Below are 20,257 nucleotides of genomic sequence, written 5' to 3'. Positions count from 1 at the left end.
GCACAGCTTGACCCCTCCCCCTTTACTGGCCAAGGTATCTATGGGTTTGAAAACAATTTATTACTGGGGATAAACATGAAAACAATCTTTAGCTCTGCCGCGCTGATCACAGCCATGGCCCTGGCGGGAGCCAGTCAGGCGCAGGCGGAAACCCTGACCGTCGCCACCGACCCGAGTTTCGTGCCCTTCGAAATGCTCGACCAGGAATCCGGCGAGATGGTCGGCTTCGACATGGACATCATCAAGGAGCTGTCCGAGCGTGCCGGTTTCGAGTACGACCTGCGCACCATGGACTTCAATGGCATCATTCCCGCGGTGCAGACCGGTAACGTCGATATTGCCGTTGCTGGTATCACGATCACCGAAGAACGTTCGCAGATCGTCGACTTTTCGGACCCCTACTACGACAGCGGCCTGAAGGTACTGGTTCGCGCCGACCAGCAAGATGTAGAAGGTGTGGAGGATCTGGCCGGTATGCGTATCGGCACCAAGATCGGCTCCACCAGTTATGACTTCCTGCAGGAGAATCTCGGCGACCAGGCCGAGATCACGCCGTATCCGGGAACCAGCGATATGTACATGGCACTGCTCGGTGGCAGCATTGACGCCGCCTTCTACGATGCCCCCAACGTCGGCTACTTCTCCCAGACTCGCGGCGAAGGTCGGGTGAAAGTCGTCGGTCCTCTCTACGAAGGTCAGCAATACGGCCTTGCCTTCGTCAAGGGCAGTGAGTGGGTCGAGCCGGTCAATGAGGCACTGGCATCGATGAAGGAAGACGGCACCTACGACGAAATCCACGAGAAGTGGTTCGGCTCAGCCAGCGAGGAGTGATCCGACTGCGCAGAGCCCGGCAGGGCCGAGTTCGGCCCTGCTCTTGCCACATTCACCAATAATATAAAGAAGCGCTGATCAGCAGTCCGTAGATTCCACTTTCTTGAATAGCGCTCTTTCATGCAAAGCGTTGCTTCTCGAGCTACGCATCACGGTCATGTATCAGTGCTTCTGCCAATCGCGGAGACTCCTTCGTGGACGTTGATTTCACTTTCGACTGGTCGGCAGCGCTGGCTTCCATCCCACACTTGCTGACCGGTGTCCCCTGGACCTTGCTGATCTCTTTCGGTGGTCTCGCCATTGGCCTGATCATCGGCATCATCTTCGGTCTACTGCGAATCGCTCCTCAAGCATGGCTACGTATTCCGGCCATCGCCTATATCGAGATCTTTCGCGGCACTCCGGTGCTGGTCCAGGTACTGTTCATCTTCTATGGCCTGCCACAGCTGATCGGTGGCCCCATCGATGCGCTAACGGCAGGTATCGCGGCTATCGCCGTCAACTCGGGCGCCTATATCTCGGAGATCGTGCGTGGTGCGGTGCAATCCGTTGCCCGCGGCCAGCGCGAGGCAGGACTGTCGCTGGGCCTGTCCCGGCAACAGACCTTCCGCCATGTCATCTGGCCCCAGGCATTCCGTCGCATGATTCCGCCGCTCGGCAATCAGGGCATCATCAGCATCAAGGACACTTCGCTGTTCGCCGTCATCGGTGTGGGTGAGTTGGTGCGCCAGGGGCAAATCTACATCGCCACCACCTTCACCGCGCTCGAGGTATACCTGATGGTGGCCCTGCTCTATCTGGCCATTACCCTTTCACTGTCCTTCGCCCTGCGCATGCTCGAACGCAAGGGTCTGGTGGGTGAATAGCCCTTCTGTGTGCTGATACTTCATGGGATTGGATATGAACGACATCAAACTCGACACGAGCGCACAACAGGCGAGTGGCGAACCTATCGTACAAATGCGCAGCCTGAACAAGCACTTCGGCAGCCTGCATGTGCTCCAGAATATCGACCTCGAAGTCGCCCAGGGCGAAGTGGTGGTAGTGATCGGAGCCAGCGGTTCCGGCAAGTCAACCATGATTCGCTGCATCAACGGACTGGAGGAGTTCCAGAGCGGGGAGTTGCGTGTAGACGGCCACGACCTGGCGCCCCACGGGAAAGCATCCCGCGCCCTCCAGACCATTCGTACCGAGGTTGGCATGGTCTTCCAGCAATTCAACCTCTTCCCGCATCTCAGCGTGCGTGACAACGTCACCCTTGCGCCGATGAAAGTACGTGGTCTCGCCAGAACAGATGCTGTCACCATCGCCGAACGCCTGCTGGATCGTGTCGGCATCCGTGATCAAGCCGACAAGTACCCTTCTCAGCTGTCTGGTGGTCAGCAGCAGCGCGTTGCACTGGCACGGGCATTGGCCATGGAACCACGGCTGATGCTGTTCGATGAGCCTACTTCAGCACTGGATCCCGAGATGATTGGTGAAGTGTTGGATGCCATGCGAGAGCTGGCAAAAGATGGCATGACCATGATCATCGTTACCCATGAGATGGGCTTTGCTCGGGAAGTGGCTGACCGGGTTATCTATATTCACCAGGGGGAGATCGTTGAACAGGGCGTGCCTGAAGACGTGTTCGACAACCCTCGCAACGAACGTACACAGAACTTTCTGGCACGGGTTCTCAAGCACTGACGAACTCTCTCACCGCTCTTGTCCTCGAAGCCCTGTCGTGTCTCACGGCGGGGTTTTTTTCTGGGCATCGGCCATCAGCTACGCGCTGGATGATGTCAGGTCAGCGCCAACCAGCCACTTTTTCTGCTCCATATCGAGGCGCATTACGTTATCGACAGGCCATTTTGTGTCATTTTCCGGCTGTGGATAAAAAAAATGTTCAGTACGCTGCAGCCCCATGAATCCGGGCGCTGTGGGCATTTTCGTCACTTGTTCACCGGTGCGGTGACAAATGTTCATGAGCCAGGTGGATAAGTGGTGGACCGATACGCTTGTGGGCAAGTCCGCTTTTCATCCACAGGCTCCAGACAACTCATACGCACCCCATCACCGCGCTGTCCAAATTTCTATCAACATTTTAATTTGCTGTTTTATAAAAGGATATCAGCGTTGTACACAGAAAATGCCCACACCAGTAGTAACAACCACAACAGAACTTCTCTTTATTTACCTATGTTTATTTATAAAGAAAGGTCGTTGTCCGACGTGTGATTGGCCTGGGTGTGGAAAACCCTGACGTTTACCCACAGGGACGTTATACTGGCGGGCTTGTTTTCCTGACACTTTCTCCACACTGGCGGTTGAACGCCAAACGAGGTGCACCTTGGAGTATCCCGACCGCTTTGACGTTATCGTCATCGGCGGTGGCCATGCCGGAACGGAAGCTGCTCTGGCCTCTGCCCGAATGGGTTGCCAAACCCTGCTGCTGACACACAACATCGAGACCCTGGGTCAGATGTCCTGCAATCCGGCCATTGGCGGGATCGGCAAGAGTCATCTGGTCAAGGAGATCGATGCCCTGGGCGGTGCCATGGGTCTGGCGACAGACCTGGGTGGCATCCAGTTTCGTGTGCTCAATGCCCGTAAGGGCCCTGCGGTACGTGCAACACGGGCTCAGGCTGATCGCGTTCGCTACAAGGCCGCAATTCGCTCGATACTGGAAAACCAACCCAATCTGACCATCTTCCAGCAGGCCGCCGGTGACTTGATTGTTGATCAAGACACCGTCCGCGGTGTGGTGACAGAGACCGGGGTGCGTTTCCTGGCCGAAACGGTGGTGCTGTGCACGGGCACCTTCCTCGGTGGAATCATTCACATTGGTCTCGAAACGAGTCGTGGTGGGCGTGCCGGAGATCCGCCTTCCAATGCCCTGGCAGACCGGCTTCGCGCACTGCCATTTCGCGTCGACCGGCTCAAGACCGGTACGCCGCCGCGTATCGATGCGCGTAGTGTGGATTTCTCACGCCTCGAGGAGCAGCCGGGCGATACCCCAACACCGGTGATGTCCTACCTCGGCTCCCGCGAGATGCATCCGCGTCAGGTCAGCTGCCACATTGCGCATACCAACGAGCGCAGTCACGAGATCATCTTCGCCAACCTGGATCGTTCGCCGATGTTCTCCGGTGTCATCGAGGGTGTTGGCCCGCGTTATTGCCCGTCCATCGAGGATAAGGTGCATCGCTTCGCCGACAAATCGAGTCATCAGGTGTTTATCGAGCCGGAAGGACTCGATACTCACGAGCTATACCCAAATGGTATTTCTACCTCACTGCCCTTCGACGTGCAGTTGCAGGTAGTGCGCTCGATGGTAGGACTGGAAAATGCGCATATCACCCGTCCAGGGTATGCCATTGAATATGACTATTTCGATCCGCGTGATCTCAAGCACTCGCTGGAAACTCGTTTCATTCGCAACTTGTTTTTTGCCGGCCAGATCAATGGCACTACCGGTTACGAGGAAGCGGGTGCCCAGGGGCTTCTGGCGGGACTCAATGCGGCGCTGCGTGCACGTGACGAAGAGGCCTGGTGCCCGCGTCGTGACGAGGCTTACCTCGGTGTATTGGTCGATGACCTGATTACGTTGGGAACCCGCGAGCCATACCGCATGTTTACCTCGCGCGCCGAGTATCGCCTGCTGCTGCGTGAGGACAATGCCGACATGCGATTGACTGAACGCGGTCGTGAGCTGGGGCTGATCGATGATCAGCGCTGGGCGCAGTTCAGCACCAAGCGTGAAGCTGTGGAGCAGGAAAGCGCACGTCTCAAGGCCAGTTGGGTTCAACCCGGTAGCGAAGCCGCCGTGAAGATCGAATCGGTCACCGGAAAACCCCTGGCGCGCGAATACAGCCTGATGGATCTGCTCAGAAGACCAGAACTCGGTTATGCCGATGTTGCTGGACTCAAGGGCGAAGCCGTCGATGACGAGACCGTGGCCGAGCAGGTGCAGATCCAGGCCAAGTATCAGGGGTATATCGATCGTCAGCAGGATGAGATCGACAAGCTCAAGCGTCATGAAGCGACGCCCTTGCCTGCTGATCTGGATTATCAGCGTATCGAGGGCTTGTCACACGAGATTCGTCAGAAGCTCAGCGAAGCCCGTCCGCAGACCCTGGCGCAGGCTGGCCGTGTTTCCGGAGTGACGCCTGCTGCTGTCTCGATCTTGCTGATTCATCTCAAGAAACGTCGCATGCTGGACAATCAGCAGCTAGTCAGTGGATGACAATGGCTTTGACCTCAGAGACAATTTTTTTGATTAATCAACGCCTTGAGAAAGGCCTTGAAGCATTGGGCATTGCTGCTGATAGCGCTCAACGAGAGCGCCTTGCGGCGTTGGTGACGTTGTTGCACAAGTGGAATCGGGCCTATAACCTCACCGCAGTGAGGGATCCACTCGACATGGTCTCGCGCCACTTGCTCGACAGTGCCGCAGTGTTGCCTCATGTTCGTGGTCCGAGGGTGCTGGACGTGGGTTCCGGGCCGGGATTACCGGGTCTGGTGTTGGCGATTCTGGCACCGGAACTGGAAGTGACCTTACTCGACAGTAACGGTAAGAAAGTCAGGTTTCAGCGTCAGGCTGTGATGGAACTGGGGTTGGGTAATGTAACGCCGGTTCAGGCACGGGTTGAGCAGTTTTCACCGCCCGAGGGAGGTTTTGATCAGGTGGTGTCACGAGCCTTTGCCAACCTCACCGACTTTATCGCATTGACGCGTGGACTGGTTGCCGAAAGTGGCCAGTGGCTAGCGATGAAAGGGCCGGCCGTGGATAACGAGCTCGCACAGTTGGACGCTGATGTATGCCAGGTTGCCAGGCTGACGTTGCAGATTCCGTTCGAGTCTGGTGTCCGAGAACTGGTTGTGCTGGAACCTGACGCCAGCGCCCGCTAGCCTCTGTGAGAGCGCCCGCTGGCTTTTCAATATGGCGTGGCCAACTCGAGGAGAGGGAAGTTCTCCTCGCCAGCTGCCCTGGATTGCGCAATCCAGAAGGCCGGCTGGTGTAATACAAGCCAAGGGTTTTCAAGCCGAGATTTCCCAAGCAAGGATGTCGCCGTGACCAAGATCATCGCCTTGACCAACCAGAAAGGTGGAGTCGGCAAGACCACTTCAGCTGTCAATCTGGCCGCCAGCCTTGCCTCGCTGGATCGCCGTGTACTGCTGGTCGACCTTGACCCTCAGGGCCATGCCACCATGGGCAGCGGCGTCGACAAGCACGAGCTCGAAGGCAGTGTGCTGGACGTCATTCTCGGTGAAAAGCGCCCGGTGGAAGTCATTCTCGATTGCCCAGAGGCGGGTTATGCTCTGCTGCCGGGCAATGGTGACCTGACTGCTGCCGAGGTTGAGCTGCTCGATCGCAGCGAAGGGCGTGAGCGCAGTCTGGCGCGAGCACTGGACGAAGTGGCCAGTGAATACGATGTGGTGATGATCGACTGCCCGCCCTCGCTCAATATGCTGACCGTCAATGCACTAACGGCGGCTGACGGCGTGTTGATTCCCCTGCAATGTGAGTTTTATGCGCTGGAAGGTCTGTCGGCGTTGCTCGACACGGTCGAACAGATCAAGGACAGTGTGAATCCATCGTTGGAAATATACGGCATCCTGCGCACCATGTTCGATGCGCGCAACAGCCTTACGCGTGACGTCAGCAAGCAATTGCGTGACTATTTCGGCGATGCACTGCTCAAGACCACCATTCCGCGCAACGTTCGTGTCGCTGAGGCTCCCAGCCATGGTTTGCCGGTCACCAAGTACGCGCGTTTCTCGCGTGGTAGCCAGGCGCATCGTGTGCTGGCCAAGGAATTGATCCGCCGACTCTCGCTGTAACGCCAGGGGCTGGCTCCGCTGGTCTGGAAATGCTCTGTATCCAGGCTTGACTGATTCTCTTCAAGATTTTGAAGAGTCAGTGTTTTCGTGAAGAATGAGGGATTGTCGATGACGCGTAAACGCGCCCTGGGACGAGGACTGGATGCGCTGATCGGTGCCGGTGCCCGTCGCCGTGAGAGCCTGGATCTACCGGATTCCGGAGAGGCGCTGGAGGCTGAGGCTGAAGGTGTGAACGATGCCGTTGAGCCGGTAGCTTTCGAGGAGCGCCTCGAGCGTTTGCCGCTGGGCCAACTGACCCGTGGCCGTTACCAGCCGCGACGCGATATTCAACCCGAAGCCCTCGAGGAACTGGCTGACTCGATTCGTGCTCAGGGTGTGATGCAGCCGATTGTGGTGCGTCCCATTGGTCCTGATCGTTATGAGATCATCGCCGGTGAACGCCGTTGGCGCGCTTCGCAGCTGGCCGAACTGGATGTGATTCCGGCGGTGATCCGTGAGGTCTCCGATGAAGTCGCACTGGCGCTGGCGCTGATCGAGAACATTCAGCGCGAGAACCTCAATCCGGTCGAGGAAGCCTTGGCGCTCAAGCGACTGCTCGAAGAGTTCGAGCTGACCCAGCAGCAGGTCGCCGATGCCGTGGGACGCTCACGTGCACAGGTGACCAACCTGTTGCGCCTGCTGTCGCTGGACGATGAGGTATTGACCCTGCTTGAGCGTGGTGACCTGGATATGGGCCATGCACGCGCATTGTTGACTCTGCCTCCAGCCAAACAGAGAAAGGCTGCGCATGAGGTGGTCAACAAGGACCTCACCGTGCGTGCCACCGAGGCACTGGTCAAGCAATTGAGCAATCCGGCACCCAAGACCGAGAAAACGGCCCCTAATCGTGATGTGGAGCGCCTCGAGTCACGTCTCGCCGATGTGCTTGGCGCTCCCGTGCGCATTCAGCATGGCAGGGCTGGTAAAGGCAAGGTAACCATCCAGTACTCCAGCCTCGATGAACTGGACGGAATTCTCGGGCATATCCATTGAATCGTCGGGAGGATTCAAACGCAGTAAACCTATTAGGTTGCTAACTAGTTAGGTGGTTTTTCTCGACATTTGGTCGAAAGCAGGCACAAAGTGTCGACAAATCGTCACCGAGTCGGTTGAAGGTATACCGGGCCTTCCCTATAATCGCGCCGGAGTCTGTCGGTGGTTGATGTAGTACCGATAGTGCAATGACGATGAGATCGCGCCAGGCGGCGCGGCGGGAGAACTCCTTGGCGGCCAGGATACAACGACCCCAGGTACAGCGCCTGCTGCTTGCGCAATTGGCGGTTGTTGCTCTGCTGAGTCTGCTGGGAGCTGTGCTCTCCGGTATATCGGGTGCCGCTTCGGCGTCAACCGGTGGTCTGGTGGCTTTTCTGCCCAATGCCTTCTTCGCCTGGCGGGTATTCCGTTATCAGGGCGCCCGTTATTCTCGGGCCATCGTTAACGGATTTTACCGTGCGGAAGCTGGCAAGTTCGGTTTGACGGCGGCGCTGTTCACTCTGGTGTTCATCGCAGTGCCTCCTTCAAACCCAACTTTTTTCTTTGGCGCTTATGTGGTGACGTTGTTCGTCCACTGGCTGGGTCCCTGGCTGGTGAAACGGCCGTCGCACACCTGACACGAGGCAGACATGGCAGGCAATAATCCGACTCCTACGGAGTATATCCAGCACCACCTGCAGAACCTGACCTTCGGGCTTCACCCCGATAATGGTTGGTCGATCGCTCATTCCGCTCAGGAAGCCTCCGACATGGGCTTCTGGGCAGTGCACCTGGATACCCTGGGCTGGTCCATTGGCCTTGGTCTGCTGTTCCTGTGGTTGTTCAAGACAGTGGCAAATTCAGCCACCACGGGTGTGCCCGGTGCGTTGCAGAACTTTGTTGAGCTGATGGTTGAGTTCGTCGACAACTCGGTCAAGGACACCTTCCACGGCAAGAGCCAACTGATTGCTCCTCTGGCACTGACCATCTTCTGTTGGGTGTTCCTGATGAACCTGATGGACCTGGTGCCGGTCGACTTCCTGCCGATGCTGGCCGCCAAGATTGGTGCCATGTTTGGTGCTGATCCTGCACATGTCTATTTCAAGGTCGTGCCTACCACCGACATCAACGCAACGCTTGGCATGGCATTGTCGGTCTTCGGCCTGATCATCTTCTATACCATTCGCGCCAAGGGCGTCTCCGGCTTCATCGGCGAACTGACCCTGCACCCGTTCAATTCTCCGAACAAGCTGGTCCAGGCATTGTTTGTGCCGGTCAACCTGCTGCTGGAAAGCGTGACGTTGCTGGCCAAGCCGATCTCTCTGGCGCTGCGACTGTTCGGTAACCTCTATGCTGGCGAGCTGATCTTCATTCTGATCGCCATGATTGGCCTGTGGCAGCTGCCGCTGCACTTCACCTGGGCGGTGTTCCATATCCTGGTCATCACCCTGCAGGCGTTCATCTTCATGATGCTGACCATCGTCTATCTGAGCATGGCGGTAGAAAAGCACTGATACGTTTTACTGTTGCAAACCCTTAACCCTAACCCACTGACCCTTAACCATTAAACGAAAATTGGAGAGACCACCATGGAAGCACAAGTTCTGGGTATGACCGCTATTGCCGTGTCCCTGCTGATCGGTCTGGGTGCCCTCGGCACCGCTATCGGCTTCGGTATCCTCGGCGGTAAGTTCCTGGAAGGCGCTGCGCGTCAGCCGGAAATGATTCCGATGCTGCAGGTCAAGATGTTCATCGTCGCTGGTCTGCTCGACGCCGTGACCATGATCGGTGTTGGTATTGCGCTGTTCTTCACCTTCGCGAACCCGTTTGTCGGTTAATTGAGCGGCGCTCGCAAGAGCTGTCGAACCTTAACCCCAAACCCATAACGCGAGAGGTGCTGGCGTGAACCTGAACCTTACCCTAGTTGGCCAGGCTATCGCCTTTGCGTTCTTCGTCTGGTTCTGCATGAAGTTTATATGGCCGCCGGTCATGCAAGCGTTGCAGGAACGTCAGAAGAAGATCGCCGATGGTCTGGATGCTGCCAGCCGTGCGGCGCGTGACCTTGAGGTCGCCGAGCAAGAGGCCAGCGAAACCCTGCGCAAGAGCCGGGAAGAAGCGGCCGAGATCCTGGAACAGGCTCAGAAACAGGCCAACCAGAAGCTCGAGCAGGCACGCGAGGACGCCCGCCTGGAAGGCGAGCGCATGATTGCCAAGGCCAAGGCCGAGATCGAGCAGGAAGTGAACCGTGCGAAGGAAGAGCTTCGCAGCCAGGTGTCACAGCTTGCCATTCTGGGCGCCGAGCAGATTCTGGAATCCTCCATCGACAAGTCGCAGCATGCTGCGCTGGTCGATAAACTCGCCAAAGAGCTCTGAGGAGGTATCCCATGGCGGAATCGTCAACTATTGCTCGTCCGTATGCCAAGGCTGCCTTTGAGCATGCTGTGGCAAAGGATGCGCTCGACGACTGGTCCGGCATGCTGGCCCAGGTAGCGCAGATCGTCGCCGACGACGAGATGCGCTCCAGGGTCCTCGGCAATCCAAAGCTGTCCAGTGCGGAGAAGTCTGCAGTTGTCGTTGACGTCTGTGGTGACGCCATCAACGACGACCTTCGAAACTTCATCCGTCTGGTAGGCGACAAGGGCCGTCTGCCGGTGCTCGGCGCGATTGTCGAACAGTTCGAGGCGTTCAAGGCCCAGCAGGAAAAGCGCATGGATGTTGATATCCATTCGGCTTATCCGCTGACCAAGGCCCAGGAAAAATCGCTCGCGAGTGCACTGGCCAAGCGTCTGAACCGCGAAATCTCCATTACCACTCAGGTGGATAAAACGCTTCTAGGTGGCGTGATCCTGCGTGCCGGTGACACCGTCATTGACGGTTCGGTACGTGGTCGATTGAACCGCCTCAAGGAAGCTCTTTCCGCCTGAGTCTGAGGGACATGGCATGCAGCAACTGAATCCTTCCGAGATCAGCGACATCATCAAACAGCGTATCGAAAAGCTGGATGTTGCTTCTGAAGCCCGTAATCAGGGCACGATCGTCAGCGTGTCTGACGGTATCGTGCAGATCCACGGCCTCGCCGACGCAATGTTCGGTGAGATGATTGAATTCCCCGGTGGCATCTATGGTATGACCCTGAACCTCGAGCGCGACAATGTCGGTGCCGTGGTTCTGGGTGACTACCTGGAGCTTGAAGAGGGCATGACCGCACAGTGTACCGGTCGTATCCTCGAAGTGCCGGTAGGCCCCGAGCTGCGCGGCCGCGTGGTCGACGCTCTGGGTAACCCGATTGATGGCAAGGGTGATCTGGGCACCAGCCTCACCGATGCGGTGGAAAAGGTCGCACCGGGCGTTATCACCCGTCAGTCGGTCGATGAGCCGATCCAGACCGGTTTCAAATCGATCGACGCCATGGTGCCGATCGGTCGTGGTCAGCGTGAGCTGATCATCGGTGACCGTCAGATCGGTAAGTCAGCGATCGCCATCGATGCCATCATCAACCAGAAAGGCACTGGTGTTACCTGTGTCTACGTCGCCATCGGCCAGAAGCAGTCGACGATTGCCAACGTGGTGCGCAAGCTCGAAGAGCACGGCGCCATGGAGCACACCATCGTCGTTGCCGCCGGTGCTGCTGATCCTGCACCGATGCAGTTCCTCGCCGCCTACTCCGGCTGCACCATGGGCGAGTACTTCCGTGACCGTGGTGAAGACGCGCTGATCGTTTATGACGATCTGTCCAAGCAGGCCGTGGCCTATCGTCAGGTCTCCCTGCTGCTGCGTCGTCCGCCGGGCCGTGAAGCCTATCCGGGTGACGTCTTCTATCTCCACTCTCGTCTGCTCGAGCGTGCTGCGCGCGTCAATGCTGACTATGTCGAGAAGTTCACCAACGGTGAAGTCAAGGGCAAGACAGGTTCTCTGACCGCCCTGCCGATCATCGAGACTCAGGCCGGTGACGTTTCCGCGTTCGTTCCGACCAACGTGATCTCGATCACCGATGGCCAGATCTTCCTCGAGGCTGACCTGTTCAACTCCGGTATCCGTCCGGCGATCAACGCCGGTCTGTCGGTATCGCGTGTCGGTGGTTCTGCGCAGACCAAGATCGTCAAGAAGCTTGGTGGTAGTGTGCGTCTGGCACTGGCTCAGTACCGCGAGCTGGCGGCGTTCTCCCAGTTTGCATCTGACCTCGATGAGGCCACGCGCAAGCAGTTGGAGCACGGTCAGCGCGTCACCGAGCTGATGAAGCAGAAGCAGTACTCGCCGATGTCCGTTGCAGAAATGGCGCTCTCGCTGTTTGCCGCCAACGAAGGTTTCCTCGATGACGTCGAGGTCAAGAAGGTGCTCGACTTCGAACATGCCCTGCATGAGTTCATGAAGTCCGAGTACAGCGACCTGATCGACAAGATCAACGACACTGGCGACTACAACGACGAGATCAAGGACGGCTTGAAGCAAGGTCTCGAGAAGTTCAAGGCTTCCCAGAGCTGGTAATTCCCGTTGGCCCGTCGAGCGTTTTTCGGCCGAGTGTTTTCGATAGCGCAAAGGCGGGCCCTGGAACCTTCTGAGAGCCCCGAACAAAGGTAGATCGCCATGGCAGTCGGAAAAGAGATTCGCACTCAGATTGCGAGCATCAAGAACACGCAGAAGATCACCAATGCGATGCAGATGGTGGCAGCGTCGAAGATGCGCAAGACCCAGGATCGCATGCAGGCGTCTCAGCCGTATGCAGAGCAGATCCGTGCTGTTGTGGGTCACCTCTCCCGGGCGACCCCGGAGTATCGCCATCCGTGGATGGACGAGCGTGAGGTCAAGCGTGTCGGGTTTATCGTTGTCTCCTCTGACCGTGGTCTCTGCGGCGGCTTGAACGTCAACCTGTTCAAGGCGGCGGTCAAGGAAGCCAGAGCGTGGCACGACAAGGGTGCCGACCTGGACTTCTGTGCACTGGGCAGCAAGGCCGGTGGGTTCTTCCGCAAGTACGGCGGAAACCTGGTGGCAGCGGTAAGCGGCCTGGGCGAGACGCCGAAGCTTGATGATCTGATCGGTAGCGTGAAGGTGATGTTGGATGCCTACGACTCAGGCAACCTGGATCGTCTTTACGTGGTGCACAATGAATTCGTCAACACCATGACGCAGAAGCCGGTGGTCCGTCAGCTATTGCCGCTGACCGAAGAAACCGATACTGCGCAGGACGACGAGAACACGCGTCCCAACAGCTGGGACTACCTGTATGAGCCGGATGCCAAGGCGCTGCTCGACAGCCTGCTGGTGCGCTACGTTGAAGCGCAGGTCTACCAGGCTGTGGCCGAGAATGTGGCCTGTGAGCAGGCAGCGCGCATGGTCGCCATGAAGAGTGCGACGGACAACGCGGGCAACCTCATCGATGATCTGGAACTGGTGTACAACAAGGCCCGTCAGGCTGCGATTACCCAGGAAATCTCCGAGATCGTTGGTGGCGCCGCTGCCGTATAGCGCCGGGCAAGCAGGTTTCAATTGCAGGTATTTTGAGAGGAACCAAGATGAGCGGACGTATCGTACAAATCATCGGCGCGGTGATTGACGTAGAGTTTCCGCGGGACGATGTTCCCAAGGTCTACGACGCGCTGAAGGTCGCCGACAAGGAAACCATTCTGGAAGTCCAGCAGCAGCTGGGTGACGGTGTGGTTCGTACCATCGCTATGGGCTCTACCGAAGGGCTCAAGCGTGGCATGGTTACCGAAAACACCGGTAGTGCGATTTCCGTGCCGGTCGGTCAGGCGACCCTGGGTCGGATCATGAACGTACTCGGCGAGCCGATCGACGAGGCGGGTGACATCGGTGAAGAAGAACGCATGCCGATCCACCGCAAGGCTCCGAGCTACGCGGATCAGGCAGCCACCAACGAACTGCTCGAGACCGGCATCAAGGTTATTGACCTGGTGTGTCCTTTCGCCAAGGGCGGTAAGGTCGGTCTGTTCGGCGGCGCCGGTGTCGGCAAGACCGTCAACATGATGGAGCTGATTCGTAACATCGCCACCGAGCACAGCGGTTATTCCGTATTTGCCGGTGTCGGTGAGCGTACTCGTGAGGGTAACGACTTCTATCACGAGATGCAGGAATCCAACGTTCTCGACAAGGTGGCACTGGTCTACGGCCAGATGAACGAGCCGCCCGGCAACCGTCTACGTGTGGCCCTGACCGGCCTGACCATCGCCGAGAAGTTCCGTGACGAAGGTCGTGACGTTCTGCTGTTCGTCGACAACATCTACCGTTACACCCTGGCGGGTACCGAGGTGTCTGCACTGCTGGGTCGTATGCCGTCTGCGGTGGGTTACCAGCCGACTCTGGCCGAGGAAATGGGCGTTCTGCAGGAGCGTATCACCTCGACCAAGACTGGCTCGATCACTTCCGTGCAGGCCGTTTACGTGCCCGCGGATGACCTGACCGACCCGTCTCCGGCGACCACCTTCTCGCACCTCGATGCGACCGTGGTACTGGCGCGCTCCATCGCTGAGCTGGGTATCTATCCGGCCATCGATCCGCTGGATTCCACGTCTCGTCAGCTCGATCCACTGGTGGTGGGTGATGAGCATTACGAGACGGCACGTGGTGTGCAGGGCGTCCTGCAGCGCTACAAGGAGCTCAAGGACATCATTGCCATCCTCGGCATGGACGAGCTGTCTGACGAAGACAAGCAGGCCGTGGCACGTGCGCGTAAGATCCAGCGCTTCCTGTCACAGCCATTCTTCGTTGCGGAAGTCTTCACTGGCTCGCCCGGCAAGTACGTGTCGCTGAAGGAAACCATCCGTGGTTTCCAGGGTATCCTCAACGGTGATTACGATGAGCTGCCCGAGCAGGCCTTCTACATGGTCGGCACCATTGACGAGGCGGTCGAGAAAGCCAACCAGATGAAGTAATCCCTCTGGAGGCGCCGACAGGCTCTGTCGACTTGAACCTTCCAGCCCCGCTTCAGTCATCTGTAGCAGGGCTGGACAGGGCAACAGACAAGACGACGGTTCGCCACTATCGGGGCTTTCAATTACCCGGGAGACGTCATAATGACGAAAACCATTCAGTGCGAGATCGTCAGCGCCGAAACCTCGGTCTACTCCGGTAGTGCCGAGCAGGTGGTGGCGGCTGGCATCATGGGGGATCTCGGCATCCTGGCCGGCCATACACCATTGCTGACTGAATTGGCGCCGGGCCCTGTCCGTGTGCTGAACGAAGGCAGCGAAGAGCACTTCTATGTTTCCGGCGGCTTCATCGAAGTGCAGCCGGACAAGGTAATCGTGCTGGCTGATGCTGCGGTGCGTGCGGCGGATCTGGACGAGGCTGCTGCCGAAGAAGCCCGCAAGCAGGCTGTCAGGGCCATGGACGACAAGACTGCGGAGATGGACTATACCCGTGCCGCAGCTGAACTTGCCGAGGCCATGGCGCAACTGCGTACCATTCAGCAGCTGCGCAAGAAGGCGGGCAAGGGCTGATACGCGTCCTCCATAGCTGTACCTCCTGCGCCCCCCGAATGTAATACCATTCGGGGGGCGTACTTGTTTGTGTCTCGGTGATGTTGAAGAACAAGAGCGCAACATCATCAATGGATTGGCGCCAATCAGGAGAGGGCGATGGGTCTCAGCACCACTGTCGATATGTATAAGCACGAGTTGCTGCGGGCATTGGCGATAGGGGATCAGGCAGCCCTTGATGAGAGGCTGCCTGAGATTCGCTCTGCCGATCTGGCTGAGATTCTCGAGCATTTGATCGAGGACGATGATGAGCTGAAAACGGCGTTGGAGCTGTTGCAGCAGCTACCGGTCGAGCGTCAGGCCAGTGTCATTGGTCACTTGCCTGGCGACGAACAGGAGAAGGTCAGTGATGCAATCAAGGATTCTCAGCTGGTACGGATTCTTGATCGAATGGGCTCGGATGAACGAGCGGATATCTTCAAGGTACTCGGTGACGACCGCAAGGAAGCGCTGCTGAGACGTATGGCTCATCGTGAGCGTGAGGCACTCAAGCGTCTTGCCAGTTACGAAGAGGGCACTGCCGGTGCTCTGATGACCTCGGATTATGTCGCCATCCCGGCTGATCTTACGGTGGCCAAGGCGATGATGCGAGTACGCCAGACTGCACCGGATGCCGAGACGGTCTATCAGCTGTATGTGATTGATGATCAAGGGCGTCTCGCGGGGACCATGTCACTGCGCCAGTTAATGGTCGCGCGGCCTCAGGCATTGATCGATGATCTGATGATCCGCGACGTGATCAAGATCAGTGTCGATGTCGACCAGGAGGAAGTGGCGCGCATGGTCGCGCGTTATGACCTGCTGGCGTTACCAGTGGTCGATGCTGACCAGCGGTTGGTGGGGATCGTCACCCACGATGACGTGATGGATGTGGTCGAGTCCGAGGCGACGGAAGATATCCACAAGGGGATGTCGATAGGGCAACTCGAGGATGGCGTTTCGCGGGTACCGTTGTGGAGCCTGTACCGCAAGCGTGTTACCTGGTTGGTACTGCTGGTGTTCGGCAATCTGTTTTCCGGCGCTGGTATCGCGCATTTCGAGGACACCATTGCCGCTCAGGTCACGCTGGTGTTTTTTCTGCCGTTGCTGATCGGTAGTGGCGGTAATGCCGGAGCCCAGGCGGCAACCTTGATGGTCCGTGGTATGGCCACTGGCGATGTCGGCGTGAAGGACTGGGGCAAGCTGTTGGGTAGAGAGCTGCTGGTGGCAGGTTCATTGGGGCTGACCATGGCACTGGCTGTCGCGCCAATCGGTATGATTCGTGCCGGAGAAGCGGTGGCGATCGTGGTGGCGATCAGTATGGTCTGCATTGTGCTGTTCGGCAGCCTGTTGGGTATGTGCCTGCCCTTTGTGCTTGATCGACTTGGCTGGGATCCAGCGACAGCCTCGGCGCCATTGGTGACCACCTTGATCGATGCCTCTGGGGTTATCATCTACTTCTCGATTGCTACCGCCATCCTGTCCGGCGTGGGATGAGCCAGGCAGGGGGAGCATTCATGGCAGAGTGTGGCCGGCAAAGTGCGATGAACCAAAAGAAAGATGTGGCCAGGAAAGTGTGGTCGGGAAAGAGTGTGGTCAGGAATACACGGATGTCGAAGCAGATATTTCAGGTGTATTGATCACCGGGCGGACATCGAGGCCACTGAAGTGTATCCTTTTGCGATTGTTTTTACCCCCAGGGCCTACGGGTTGTGACCATGGATTGGCTTCAAATATTAGTTCTTTCGCTTATACAGGGACTTACCGAGTTTCTCCCTGTTTCCAGCTCCGCTCACCTGATCCTGGTGCCGGTGCTTACTGACTGGCCGGATCAGGGGCTGGCCTTCGATGTGGCACTGCATGTGGGGAGTCTGACGGCAGTCGTGCTCTACTTTCGTGACGAGTTACTGCGCATGATCGGCAGTTGGTGTCGCAGTGTCACTGGCAAGGGCACCGATGAGGATGCGCGTCTTGCCTGGTGGGTGATCATTGCCACTATTCCGGTGGGCATAGCAGGCCTGTTGCTTCAGGACTTTCTTGAAACGGCTGCACGCTCACCGTTGATCATGGTCTTTGGTTTGATCTTCTTCGGTGTTGTGTTGGGGATTGCCGACTGGCGCTGTCGTGGTAAGCGTAGTGAGTATCGAATGACCTGGAAGGACGCGCTATGGATTGGTTGTGCTCAGGCGTTGGCCTTGATTCCAGGTACCTCGCGTTCCGGTATCACCATGACCATGGCACTATTGCTGGGACTCAGCCGTGAGGCCAGTGCGCGTTTTTCCTTCCTGTTGTCGATACCCGTGATTGTACTTGCCGGAGGCCTCGAAGGTGTCGAGCTGGCGAACACCGGCGTTGATGTCGATTGGGGTAACCTGGCATTGGGCGCCTTGCTGTCGGCCATCTCTGCCTATCTGTGCATTCACTATTTCCTTGCGTTCATCAAGCGCATTGGCATGCAGCCTTTCGTGGTCTACCGAGTACTGCTCGGTCTCGCGTTGCTGTGGCTGTTCGCCTGATATAGCCCTAATCTCGAGGGACCCGTAATGACTCTTGATTCTCGAAAGTTGTTCCTGCCGATGCTGCTGGTAGCGTTGGTGTCTGCTTTGAGTGGTTGTGACAATGACACTCAGGAGCAGGCCGAGGAGCAGCAATCATCGCTGGTAAGTTTCAATGGCGATATCTTTGGCACCTTCTACCAGGTGTCGATTGCTGACCCGATGGATACGGGTCGCCAGGAAGAGATCGAACAGGGAATCCTCGATGAGATGCATCAGGTGGATGAGTCGATGTCGACCTGGCGTGACGATTCCGAGCTGTCGGCCCTCAATCAGGCACCTATCGGTGAATGGCAGAGCATTTCCGAAGAGTTCATGACGGTGCTGGAGGTCAGTCAGGAAGTTCACGACCTGAGCGATGGAGCCTTTGACGTTACAGTCGGCGATCTGGTCAATCTATGGAGTTTCGGCCCCGACGCACAGCCAGAGCAGGTGCCTGATGAGGCCGTGCTTGAACAACGCCTGGCCACAGTGGGAATGGATGCTGTCGAGCTGGATAGCGACGACTCGCGAGTTCGCAGATTGCGCGATGTCTATGTCGATCTGTCTGGTGTTGCCAAGGGCTTTGCCACCGATGAAGTCGCGGCCTGGCTGGATCGTCAGGGGATCGAGAACTATCTCGTCAATATCGGTGGCGAGGTGAAGGTCAAGGGGCATCGCAATGGCGATTCCGGATTGTGGCGCATTGGCGTCGAAGTGCCCCGCGATACGTTGGAACCTCAGGCGGAGCACGTCATCGGCCTCGAGGATGTCTCGATTGCGACATCCGGCGACTACCGCCATTACTTCGAGCAGGATGGCAAACGTTACTCGCACACCATTGATCCGCGTACTGGTCGGCCAATTACTCATCACCTGGCATCGATCAGCGTGGTACATCCCTCCAATGCCTACGCCGATGCCTGGGCGACAGCGCTGACCGTACTCGGGGAGGATGCAGGCATGGATGTGGCGATTCGTGAAGACATTCCTGTGATGATGCTGGTTCGAGCCGGAGACGGCTGGGAAAGTCGTGTCAGCCCGGCATTTGTCGAACGATTCGGTCAGAATATGGTCGATTCACTGGGGCTGAAGGTGGTGAGTGCCGACTAGAATGATGTTGTTGCCGCTGGGATACACCAATAAGGAGTGATCATGAGCCTCGATGTTGTGATACTGGCTGCCGGACAAGGCACCCGTATGCGATCCAGCCTGCCCAAGGTACTCCATGAACTGGCCGGCAAGCCGCTGGTACGTCATGTTCTGGATACCGCGCAGGGATTGTCTGTCGATCGCACTCACGTGGTGATAGGCCATGGCGGCGAGAGTGTCCGCGAGGCGCTGGCCGATTATCAGGTACGTTTTGCCGTGCAGGCCGAACAGAAGGGTACCGGACATGCAGTGGCTCAGGCTGCGGATGCTATCGGCGAAGGCAAGGTGCTGGTGCTCTACGGCGATGTACCGCTGATTCGTCGAGCGACGTTGGAAGCGTTGCTGGCGCATGTCGATGAGCAGCATATGGGCTTGCTTACCGTCAGTCTTGATGACCCCAGCGGTTATGGCCGGATCGTGCGCAATGCCGAAGGCAGAGCGGTCGCTATCGTCGAACACAAGGATGCCTCCGCCGAGGAATTGGCCATTCAGGAATGCAACACCGGCATCATGGCGATGACGGCCACTCAGCTGAAACGCTGGTTGCCGCAGCTATCAGCGAGTAATGCCCAGGCGGAGTACTACCTCACCGACGTTATCGCCATGGCGGCGGCAGAAGGTATCGAGATTGCTACCGAGCAGCCGCAGCGGGCGATGGAGGTCGAGGGCGTCAACAACCGTGCACAGATGGCACGCCTCGAGCGCGCACTGCAGGGAGAGGTTGCCGAATCGCTGATGGCCGATGGTGTGGCACTGGCTGATCCGGCGCGTATTGATGTCCGTGGCACCTTACGCTGTGGTCACGATGTGCAGATCGATGTTGGTTGCGTGTTCGAAGGAGATGTCGAACTCGGCGAGGGAGTGCATATCGGTCCCTATTGTGTGATCCGTAATAGTCATATTGGCGCCGAGTGCCGAATCGATGCACACAGCGTGATCGATGGTGCGGTACTGGCCGGCCTGAACAATGTTGGACCCTTTGCGCGGCTGCGTCCGGGGTCGCGTCTGGCGGTGCGTGCGCGGGTTGGAAATTTCGTCGAGACCAAGAATGCCGAGGTTGGCGAAGGTAGCAAGATCAATCACTTGAGTTATATCGGCGATGCGCGACTCGGGCGTGACGTCAACGTCGGAGCAGGCACTATCACCTGCAACTATGACGGCGCCAACAAGCATCGTACCGACATTGGTGATGAGGCCTTCATCGGCTCCAATTCGGCGCTGGTAGCTCCGGTGAGTATCGGAAAAGCAGCAACGATAGGGGCAGGGTCAACCATCAGTCGTGATGTGGCCGACCACAGTTTGGCGGTGGGCCGCTCACGGCAGATTGCCAGGGCGGATTGGCCGCGTCCCTCGAAGGACGATTAGTATTCAGCCAAGAGCTGGTGATACGTATTTCTTGAAGAACCATCCCATCGCTTGAGTTGGAATGCG

The 20,257-nt window shown here is 57.6% G+C and carries 20 protein-coding genes; all 20 read left to right on the top strand.

Features of this window, described 5'->3' with window-relative positions:
* Nucleotides 1–75 precede the first annotated feature (75 nt).
* The 20 genes from AR456_RS20650 (at nucleotide 76) to glmU (ending at nucleotide 20,191) form a co-directional block, all read left to right on the top strand.
* Nucleotides 76–831 carry a transporter substrate-binding domain-containing protein gene (locus tag AR456_RS20650; protein WP_021819505.1) on the top strand — a complete coding sequence of 252 codons (756 nt, stop codon included), beginning with the start codon at nucleotides 76–78 and terminating at the stop codon, nucleotides 829–831.
* Nucleotides 832–1,025: 194 nt separating this feature from the next.
* Nucleotides 1,026–1,697, top strand: a complete 672-nt coding sequence (locus tag AR456_RS20645) for an amino acid ABC transporter permease (protein WP_021819504.1) — start codon at nucleotides 1,026–1,028, stop codon at nucleotides 1,695–1,697.
* 34 nt (nucleotides 1,698–1,731) lie between these two features.
* Complete coding sequence (locus AR456_RS20640; protein WP_031208156.1) at nucleotides 1,732–2,520, top strand: amino acid ABC transporter ATP-binding protein; 789 nt, start codon at nucleotides 1,732–1,734, stop codon at nucleotides 2,518–2,520.
* Between the two features lie 643 nt (nucleotides 2,521–3,163).
* The gene (gene mnmG, locus AR456_RS20635) at nucleotides 3,164–5,059 is read left to right on the top strand and encodes a tRNA uridine-5-carboxymethylaminomethyl(34) synthesis enzyme MnmG (RefSeq protein WP_021819502.1); all 1,896 of its coding nucleotides are present in this window, start codon (nucleotides 3,164–3,166) and stop codon (nucleotides 5,057–5,059) included.
* Nucleotides 5,056–5,724: a 16S rRNA (guanine(527)-N(7))-methyltransferase RsmG gene (rsmG, locus tag AR456_RS20630; RefSeq protein ID WP_051995757.1), complete on the top strand. Its 669-nt coding sequence runs from the start codon at nucleotides 5,056–5,058 to the stop codon at nucleotides 5,722–5,724. Before mnmG ends, rsmG begins: the two co-directional genes overlap by 4 nt.
* Nucleotides 5,725–5,886: 162 nt before the next feature.
* Nucleotides 5,887–6,657 carry a ParA family protein gene (locus tag AR456_RS20625; protein WP_021819500.1) on the top strand — a complete coding sequence of 257 codons (771 nt, stop codon included), beginning with the start codon at nucleotides 5,887–5,889 and terminating at the stop codon, nucleotides 6,655–6,657.
* Between the two features lie 108 nt (nucleotides 6,658–6,765).
* Entirely contained in the window at nucleotides 6,766–7,689 is a 924-nt protein-coding gene (locus AR456_RS20620) for a ParB/RepB/Spo0J family partition protein (protein WP_021819499.1), read from the top strand.
* Nucleotides 7,690–7,919: 230 nt separating this feature from the next.
* The gene (locus AR456_RS20615) at nucleotides 7,920–8,306 is read left to right on the top strand and encodes an ATP synthase subunit I (RefSeq protein ID WP_021819498.1); all 387 of its coding nucleotides are present in this window, start codon (nucleotides 7,920–7,922) and stop codon (nucleotides 8,304–8,306) included.
* Between the two features lie 12 nt (nucleotides 8,307–8,318).
* Nucleotides 8,319–9,182: a F0F1 ATP synthase subunit A gene (gene atpB, locus AR456_RS20610; RefSeq protein WP_021819497.1), complete on the top strand. Its 864-nt coding sequence runs from the start codon at nucleotides 8,319–8,321 to the stop codon at nucleotides 9,180–9,182.
* 75 nt (nucleotides 9,183–9,257) lie between these two features.
* Nucleotides 9,258–9,506 (top strand): F0F1 ATP synthase subunit C, encoded by a 249-nt coding sequence (gene atpE / locus AR456_RS20605; protein ID WP_013334203.1) that lies wholly within the window; start codon nucleotides 9,258–9,260, stop codon nucleotides 9,504–9,506.
* A 64-nt stretch (nucleotides 9,507–9,570) separates the two neighbouring features.
* Nucleotides 9,571–10,041 (top strand): F0F1 ATP synthase subunit B, encoded by a 471-nt coding sequence (locus AR456_RS20600; RefSeq protein ID WP_021819496.1) that lies wholly within the window; start codon nucleotides 9,571–9,573, stop codon nucleotides 10,039–10,041.
* Between the two features lie 11 nt (nucleotides 10,042–10,052).
* A complete protein-coding gene (locus AR456_RS20595) occupies nucleotides 10,053–10,592 on the top strand; it encodes a F0F1 ATP synthase subunit delta (protein ID WP_021819495.1) in 540 nt (179 codons plus the stop codon).
* A gap of 16 nt (nucleotides 10,593–10,608) precedes the next feature.
* Nucleotides 10,609–12,153, top strand: a complete 1,545-nt coding sequence (gene atpA, locus AR456_RS20590) for a F0F1 ATP synthase subunit alpha (RefSeq protein ID WP_021819494.1) — start codon at nucleotides 10,609–10,611, stop codon at nucleotides 12,151–12,153.
* 99 nt (nucleotides 12,154–12,252) lie between these two features.
* The gene (gene atpG, locus AR456_RS20585) at nucleotides 12,253–13,131 is read left to right on the top strand and encodes a F0F1 ATP synthase subunit gamma (RefSeq protein WP_021819493.1); all 879 of its coding nucleotides are present in this window, start codon (nucleotides 12,253–12,255) and stop codon (nucleotides 13,129–13,131) included.
* Nucleotides 13,132–13,178: 47 nt separating this feature from the next.
* Complete coding sequence (gene atpD / locus AR456_RS20580) at nucleotides 13,179–14,555, top strand: F0F1 ATP synthase subunit beta (RefSeq protein WP_021819492.1); 1,377 nt, start codon at nucleotides 13,179–13,181, stop codon at nucleotides 14,553–14,555.
* Nucleotides 14,556–14,696: 141 nt separating this feature from the next.
* Nucleotides 14,697–15,122: a F0F1 ATP synthase subunit epsilon gene (locus AR456_RS20575; RefSeq protein ID WP_021819491.1), complete on the top strand. Its 426-nt coding sequence runs from the start codon at nucleotides 14,697–14,699 to the stop codon at nucleotides 15,120–15,122.
* Between the two features lie 138 nt (nucleotides 15,123–15,260).
* On the top strand, nucleotides 15,261–16,637 hold the full coding sequence (gene mgtE / locus AR456_RS20570) for a magnesium transporter (RefSeq protein WP_021819490.1): 1,377 nt from the start codon (nucleotides 15,261–15,263) through the stop codon (nucleotides 16,635–16,637).
* A gap of 221 nt (nucleotides 16,638–16,858) precedes the next feature.
* Complete coding sequence (locus AR456_RS20565; protein ID WP_021819488.1) at nucleotides 16,859–17,656, top strand: undecaprenyl-diphosphate phosphatase; 798 nt, start codon at nucleotides 16,859–16,861, stop codon at nucleotides 17,654–17,656.
* A gap of 27 nt (nucleotides 17,657–17,683) precedes the next feature.
* A complete protein-coding gene (locus AR456_RS20560; protein ID WP_021819487.1) occupies nucleotides 17,684–18,787 on the top strand; it encodes an FAD:protein FMN transferase in 1,104 nt (367 codons plus the stop codon).
* A gap of 42 nt (nucleotides 18,788–18,829) precedes the next feature.
* Nucleotides 18,830–20,191 carry a bifunctional UDP-N-acetylglucosamine diphosphorylase/glucosamine-1-phosphate N-acetyltransferase GlmU gene (gene glmU, locus AR456_RS20555; RefSeq protein WP_021819486.1) on the top strand — a complete coding sequence of 454 codons (1,362 nt, stop codon included), beginning with the start codon at nucleotides 18,830–18,832 and terminating at the stop codon, nucleotides 20,189–20,191.
* Nucleotides 20,192–20,257: the final 66 nt, after the last annotated feature.

This window comes from Halomonas huangheensis (genome assembly GCF_001431725.1).
In the GTDB taxonomy this organism is placed as follows: Bacteria; Pseudomonadota; Gammaproteobacteria; order Pseudomonadales; family Halomonadaceae; genus Halomonas; species Halomonas huangheensis.
This window is presented reverse-complemented; position numbering and strand designations above follow the sequence as displayed.

Bases quoted from the DNA above. Each gene is read 5' to 3' on its own strand.
- AR456_RS20650 (WP_021819505.1), top strand. From the start codon at position 76: ATGAAAACAATCTTTAGCTCTGCCGCGCTGATCACAGCCATGGCCCTG.
- rsmG (WP_051995757.1), top strand. From the start codon at position 5,056: ATGACAATGGCTTTGACCTCAGAGACAATTTTTTTGATTAATCAACGC.
- atpE (WP_013334203.1), top strand. From the start codon at position 9,258: ATGGAAGCACAAGTTCTGGGTATGACCGCTATTGCCGTGTCCCTGCTG.
- AR456_RS20620 (WP_021819499.1), top strand. From the start codon at position 6,766: ATGACGCGTAAACGCGCCCTGGGACGAGGACTGGATGCGCTGATCGGT.
- glmU (WP_021819486.1), top strand. From the start codon at position 18,830: ATGAGCCTCGATGTTGTGATACTGGCTGCCGGACAAGGCACCCGTATG.
- atpD (WP_021819492.1), top strand. From the start codon at position 13,179: ATGAGCGGACGTATCGTACAAATCATCGGCGCGGTGATTGACGTAGAG.
- AR456_RS20595 (WP_021819495.1), top strand. From the start codon at position 10,053: ATGGCGGAATCGTCAACTATTGCTCGTCCGTATGCCAAGGCTGCCTTT.
- AR456_RS20640 (WP_031208156.1), top strand. From the start codon at position 1,732: ATGAACGACATCAAACTCGACACGAGCGCACAACAGGCGAGTGGCGAA.
- mgtE (WP_021819490.1), top strand. From the start codon at position 15,261: ATGGGTCTCAGCACCACTGTCGATATGTATAAGCACGAGTTGCTGCGG.
- AR456_RS20565 (WP_021819488.1), top strand. From the start codon at position 16,859: ATGGATTGGCTTCAAATATTAGTTCTTTCGCTTATACAGGGACTTACC.
- atpG (WP_021819493.1), top strand. From the start codon at position 12,253: ATGGCAGTCGGAAAAGAGATTCGCACTCAGATTGCGAGCATCAAGAAC.
- AR456_RS20575 (WP_021819491.1), top strand. From the start codon at position 14,697: ATGACGAAAACCATTCAGTGCGAGATCGTCAGCGCCGAAACCTCGGTC.
- atpB (WP_021819497.1), top strand. From the start codon at position 8,319: ATGGCAGGCAATAATCCGACTCCTACGGAGTATATCCAGCACCACCTG.
- AR456_RS20560 (WP_021819487.1), top strand. From the start codon at position 17,684: ATGACTCTTGATTCTCGAAAGTTGTTCCTGCCGATGCTGCTGGTAGCG.
- atpA (WP_021819494.1), top strand. From the start codon at position 10,609: ATGCAGCAACTGAATCCTTCCGAGATCAGCGACATCATCAAACAGCGT.